Source organism: Kitasatospora putterlickiae (assembly GCF_039527695.1).
Taxonomy (GTDB): Bacteria; Actinomycetota; Actinomycetes; order Streptomycetales; family Streptomycetaceae; genus Kitasatospora; species Kitasatospora putterlickiae.
Window position 1 is genome coordinate 2,486 of record NZ_BAAAKJ010000356.1, and the last position, 637, is coordinate 3,122.

Consider the following 637-nt stretch of genomic DNA (forward strand, 5'->3'; position numbering starts at 1 on the left):
CCCGCCGTCCCGCCCGTCCCGGTCCGGGCCGCCCGGGCGCTGTCCGCGCCGTCCTACCAGGACCACGAGCTGGAACGGCTGTTCCCGGACGACTTCCTGATCGCCCTCGACCTCGCCCAGGACCTCGCCGAACAGCTGCCCCGCCCGGCGGTCCGGGTGCTCGGCTGGTGCGACACCGACACCGGCCGCCCCGAGGGTCACCGCCCGCTGCTCCAGATCGACGGCGGCGTCCTGGACGCCGACTGGGGCGAGTGCGTCAACGTCTCCTTCTGGATCACCCACGACGACCTCGCGGCCGGCCGCTTCGACCGGGTCCGGCAGGGCTTCGAGATCGCCTGACAGGCGGGGCCCGGGCCTCGGGTCCTAGGCTGGGAGAAGCCCCGGGCGCGCCGCCGGCCCGGGCGCGGCCGGAGCGTGCGGCGGAGCGGTGGGACGGACGTGGCCCCAACGACAGACCCGGACCCCGGGCCCCCCGAGCACCCAGGGCGGTCCGGGGATCCCGAGCGGTCCGGGGACGTGGAGGGTGCCCCCCTCACCGAACTGATGCGCTCGATGCGCGCCCACCCGGCCCGGATGCCCGAGCTGCTCGCCGTCTTCGCCGTACGCCACCGGGGGCCGCGCGCCGCCCGCCGGGTGG

Annotated in this window: 1 protein-coding gene; it reads left to right on the plus strand. The window is 77.4% G+C overall.

Translation table 11 applies throughout. The features are described from left to right. Nucleotides 1–339, plus strand: a 339-nt coding sequence (locus tag ABD308_RS32580; RefSeq protein ID WP_344343108.1) for a DUF1963 domain-containing protein, incomplete at its 5' end; no start/stop codon positions are given. Between the last annotated feature and the right edge of the window lie 298 nt (nucleotides 340–637).